This is a genomic window from Acidiphilium sp. PM (assembly GCF_000219295.1).
Lineage (GTDB): Bacteria > Pseudomonadota > Alphaproteobacteria > Acetobacterales > Acetobacteraceae > Acidiphilium > Acidiphilium multivorum.
Genome location: NZ_AFPR01000191.1, coordinates 1 through 4967 on the forward strand (window position 1 = coordinate 1; position 4967 = coordinate 4967).

Below are 4967 nucleotides of genomic sequence, written 5' to 3' on the forward strand. Positions count from 1 at the left end.
GGAGGTGGAGCGGCTGCGCGCGGCGGGCGCGCCGACGCTGCCGGTGCGGCTTGCCGACGAGCTGGCGGCCAACCCGTTTCTCCGCGCCGCCTCGGCCGAGGAATTCGCCCGGCTGCGCGCCGCCAAGGATAAATTCTGACCCTGGCGACGGGCCGGGGCAGAAGTCTGACCCTGGCCGCGGGCCGGGGCAAAAATCAGGGCGAGAGCAGCGGGGCGATCTGGTCGAGCACGGCGGCGTCCTCGATCGTCGGCGGGATGACCGGCTGCGCGCCGTTCGCCATCTGCTTCATCGTGGCGCGGAGGATCTTGCCGGAGCGGGTTTTGGGCAGGCGCTGGACCACCAGCGCGTCCTTGAACGCGGCGACCGGGCCGATGCGCTCGCGCACCAGGGCGACGAGCTCGGCGGCGATTTCGGCATCCGCCCGGGCGACGCCGGATTTCAGCACGACGAGGCCGAGCGGCACCTCGCCCTTCACCGCGTCGTGCCGGCCGATCACGGCGCATTCGGCGACATCGGGGTGGGCGGCGAGAACCTCTTCCATCGCGCCGGTCGAGAGGCGGTGGCCGGCGACGTTGATGATGTCGTCGGTGCGGCCCATTACCCAGATGTCGCCATCCTCATCGACCATGCCGGCATCGCCGGTGCGATACCAGCCGGGGAAGGTTTCGAGATAGGCGCGGCGGTAGCCCTCGTCGTCGTGCCAGAGGGTGGGGGCGCAGCCGGGGGGCAGCGGCAGGCGGATGGCGAGGGCGCCAACCTCGCCGGAGGGCATCAGCCCGCCCTCGGGGTTGAGCGCCCGGACCTCGTAGCCGGGACAGGGGCGGCCGCCGGAGCCGGGCTTGAACGCGGTGAGGCCGAGGCCGCGGAAGCGGGCGGAGATCGGCCAGCCGGTTTCGGTCTGCCACCAGTTGTCGATCACCGGCCTGCCGAGCAGGGCGGCGATCCATTCGGCGGTCGGCGGGTCGCAGCGCTCGCCGGCGAGGAACAGGGCTTCGAGTTTCGAGAGATCGTGCTGGCGGGTGAGCGCGCCCTCGGGGTCCTGCTGCTTGATCGCGCGCAGGGCGGTGGGGGCGGTGAACAGGGTTTTGACCCCGTGCTGGGCGCAGACGCGCCAGAAGGCGCCGGCATCCGGCGTGCCGACGGGCTTGCCCTCGTACATCACGGTGGTGACGCCGGCGAGCAGCGGGGCATAGACGATATAGGTGTGGCCGACGACCCAGCCGACATCGGAGGCGGTCCACATCACCTCGCTCGCGCTGCCGGGACCGGGATGGACGTCGTACATCATCGGGATGGTGGCGGCGAGGGCGACGGCGTGGCCGCCATTGTCGCGGACGATGCCCTTGGGCCGGCCGGTGGTGCCGGAGGTGTAGAGCACATAGAGCGGGTCGGTCGCGGCGACGGGGACGGGATCGTGCGGGGCGGCGGCGGCCTCGGCGTCGAGATAATCCTCGTCGCGGCCGGGGACGAGATCGGCGCGCAGGGCCTCGCGCTGGAAGATCAGGCAGGCGCGCGGCTTGTGGGCGGCGCGCTCCAGGGCTGCGTCGAGGATCGGCTTGTAGGGCACGACGCGGCCGGGTTCGAGGCCGCAGGAGGCGGCGATGACGAGTTTCGGCTCGGCGGAATCGATGCGGCTGGCCAGCTCGGGGGCGGCGAACCCGCCGAAGACGACGGAATGAATGGCGCCGAGCCGCGCGCAGGCGAGCATCGCGATCGCCGCTTCGGGGACCATCGGCATGTAGATCACCACGCGGTCGCCCTTCGCGACACCGCGGGCGGCGAGCGCGCCGGCGAGTTTCGCCACCCGGTCGCGCAGGGCGCGGTAGGTGTAGCGGGCGATGCGGCCTTCCATCGCGCTGTCCCAGATCAGGGCGATGCGCTCGCCGGCGCCGGCGGCGATGTGACGGTCGAGGCAGTTGGCGGCGGTGTTCAGCGTGCCGCCCGGAAACCAGCGGCCGAACGGCCCCTGGGCGGGATCAAAAACCTTTTCATAGGGGGTGATCCAGTCGATCCGGCGGGCGGCCTCGTCCCAGTAGGCCTCGGGGGCCCGATGCCAAGAATCGTAGCGCGCCTGGTATTCGCTGGACATGTTTTCCGCTCCCTCGCTTCCGTTGGCCGGTCGTTACGGAGAGACTAGGAGCAAGCCGGGCGGCGGGCAATCGGGGCGGAGGAGTCGCTTGCGCGAGGCGAGATCCGGCAGCAGGAAACCGCGCGTTGGCGCAGTCTGGCAGCGCGGAACCGCGCGCTGCTTGAGCCTGGCAGCGCGGAGGCGCGCGCTGCTGGAGGTCCGGGCGGGAATCGAACCCACATCCAAGGATTTGCAGTCCTCTGCATAGCCACTCTGCCACCGGACCGGCGCGCGACTGAGTGCGGCTTATCGGGCCGGGCCGGGTTCCGGTCAAGCCCCGCGGCGGAGGATGGCTTTGCCCGATCGCGCCCCGCGTCCTATAGAGGGGCGGCCCCAGCGTAGAGGATCCCCGATGTCGGACAATGAACGGTATTTCCGCGACGCCCGCACCCTGATGGTGGACGGCCAGATCCGGCCCAACAATATCGCGGATGACCGGGTCATCACCGCGATGCGGACGATCCGGCGCGAGCGGTTCTGCCCGCCGGCGCAGACGGGCCGCGCCTATTCCGATGCCGACCTGCCGCTCGGCCATGGCCGGTTCATGCCGGCGCCGCTGACGATCGCGCGTCTGGCGCAAGCCGCCGCCACGCATCCGGGCACGCGGGTGCTGGTGGTGGGGGCCAACACCGGCTACGGCGCCGCGGTGCTCGCCTCCGGCGGCGCGGCGGTGGTGGCGCTCGAGGAAGACGAGGCGCTGCGCGCCATGGCGGCGGAAGCGCTGGCGGCGGAGGCGGCGGATGTGAGGCTGGTGGCCGGGCCGCTTACGGCCGGAGCGCCGGCGCAGGCGCCGTTCGACGTCATCGTGATCGAGGGCGCGGTGGACATGCTGCCGGCGGCCTTCGCGGCGCAACTGGCGCCGGGGGGCCGGCTCGTCACCATCCTGAACGATGACGGCATCGGTCGGCTGGTGGTTGCCGAGGCGGTGGGCGGCGCCTTCGCGCACCGGACGCTTGCCGACCGGAACGCGCCGTTGTTAGCATCGTTCCAGCGTAAGGCGGCATTCAGTTTTTGATCATAAAGAAATGATAGGTTTCATGTCCTCTTTTCAGGAGACACGGCATTTGCAGGCATTGCGAGCGAAACCGGGATGGCGGCGTCGGGCCGCGCTCTGGGCCGCGCTGCCGATGGCGGCGCTGCTGGCGGCGCCGGCGGCGCGGGCCGGCGACGCAAGGCCCTCGACCCTGACCGCGGCGCTGGCGGAAGCCTATTCGAACAATCCGACCCTGCAGGAACAGCGGGCGACGCTGCGCGCCACCGACGAGAACGTGCCGGCGGCGCTTTCCGGCTGGCGGCCCACCGTCACGATCCAGGGGTCGGCCGGGCGCGTCGACGAGACCACGGAATCCGCGTTCAACGTCGGCAACCCGCCGATCCTGACGCGCAACAGCCTGACCGCGGCGCGCAACGACGCGACCGGGCAGATCACCGTCAACCAGTCGATCTTCGATGGCGGGCTGACCGCCGCCAAGCTGCATGAGGCGAAGAACAGCGTCTACGCAGCCAGGGCGCAGCTGCTCGCGACCGAGCAGACCGTCTTCGCCAAGGTGGTCAATGCCTATGTGACCGTCATCACCGACCGTCACCTGCTCGATCTCGACATCAACAACGAGAACGTCCTCGCCCAGCAGCTGCGCGCGGTGAAGGACCAGTTCAATGTCGGCGAGATCACCGAAACCTCGGTGGCGCAGGCCGAGGCCTCGCTCGCCGGGGCGCAGGAACAGGTCGCGGTGGCGAAGGGCAACCTGCATATCGCCGACGAGAGCTTCCGCCAGCTTGTCGGCTCCTATCCGGCGCGGACACTGGTGCCACCGCAGCCGCTCGAACTGCCGGTGCGGGGCAAGACCCCCCTCGCCCATGCCGCGCTGCGCAACAATCCCGACGTGGTGGCGGCGCTGTTCACCATGGCGTCGAAGAAGGATTCGGTCGATGCCGCGGTGGCCGGGCTCGGGCCGCAGCTCTCCCTCTCGGCCTCGGCCTTCGACGAGTCGAACCCCGGCGGGCCGCATTCGCGCTCCACCGGCGGGCAGATCCTCGCCAACCTGACCATCCCGCTCTACCAGGGCGGCAAGGAATATGCCGCGATCCGGCAGGCGCGGGACAATGTGCAGTATGCCTATTCGGCGGTGATCGACGCCCAGCGGACGGCGGTGCAGCAGGCGACCCAGGCATGGGAGGGGCTGAAGGCCTCGAAGGCGGCGATCGTCAGCACCCGCGCGCAGATCAAGGCCGACGCGATCGCGCTCGACGGCACCGAGCGGCAGGAAATCGTCGGCACGCGCGACACGCTCGACGTGCTGAACGCGCAGCAGCTCCTGTTCAACGCGCAGACCACGCAGATCCAGAACATCGCCAACGAGGTCGAGCAGTCCTATGCGATCGCCGCCGCGATCGGCCGGCTGACGGCGACCGATCTCGCCCTGCCGGTGACGCATTACGACGACCTCAAATACTACGACACCGTGAAGGACGCCCTGTTCGGCAATGGCGACGTCGCGTTCCGCAACGCCGGCATCGCCCCGGACGGCACCCTTCTCGCCCGGCCCAAAATGGCGCCAAGCGGCCCGACCGAACTGCATATACAGCCCGAGGACACACACCCATGAGCGGAACGCCAACGGACCCCGCGGCCGAACCCTCGATGGACGAAATCCTTTCCTCCATCCGCCGCATCCTGAAAGATGACGATGCCGTCGCCATGCCGGCGCCGGACGTGCCCGAGGAGGCGGGGAAACCCGTGCTCGACCTCGATCCGTCGATGATCGTGGCCGAGGGGCGCGGCCCGGGGAAGGCCGGCGGCGCGGCCGAGTTCGAGCAGCCGGGCGCCGTCGCCTCGGC

At 70.4% G+C, this 4967-nt stretch carries 4 protein-coding genes, 1 tRNA gene and 1 pseudogene; 4 read left to right on the top strand and 2 right to left on the bottom strand.

Annotation, left to right across the window (positions count from 1 at the left end; genetic code table 11):
* The coding region (locus tag APM_RS09025; RefSeq protein ID WP_007423062.1) for a hydroxyacylglutathione hydrolase C-terminal domain-containing protein at positions 1-139 on the top strand (139 nt) is incomplete at its 5' end.
* A 55-nt stretch (positions 140-194) separates the two neighbouring features.
* Here APM_RS09025 and APM_RS09030 read toward each other — a convergent pair.
* Together APM_RS09030 and APM_RS09035 are read right to left on the bottom strand one after the other, a co-directional pair.
* Positions 195-2090, bottom strand: a complete 1896-nt coding sequence (locus tag APM_RS09030; RefSeq protein WP_007423063.1) for an AMP-binding protein — start codon at positions 2088-2090, stop codon at positions 195-197.
* 191 nt (positions 2091-2281) lie between these two features.
* Positions 2282-2355, bottom strand: a tRNA-Cys gene (locus APM_RS09035).
* A 126-nt stretch (positions 2356-2481) separates the two neighbouring features.
* Here APM_RS09035 and APM_RS09040 point away from each other — a divergent pair.
* The 3 genes and pseudogenes from APM_RS09040 to APM_RS09050 form a co-directional block, all read left to right on the top strand.
* Positions 2482-3144: a protein-L-isoaspartate O-methyltransferase gene (locus APM_RS09040; protein WP_007423064.1), complete on the top strand. Its 663-nt coding sequence runs from the start codon at positions 2482-2484 to the stop codon at positions 3142-3144.
* Positions 3145-3166: 22 nt separating this feature from the next.
* A complete protein-coding gene (locus tag APM_RS09045) occupies positions 3167-4735 on the top strand; it encodes a TolC family outer membrane protein (RefSeq protein WP_007423065.1) in 1569 nt (522 codons plus the stop codon).
* A pseudogene (locus tag APM_RS09050) lies at positions 4732-4967 on the top strand (DUF2497 domain-containing protein); the annotation flags it as partial. The gene APM_RS09045 and the pseudogene APM_RS09050, both read left to right, overlap by 4 nt.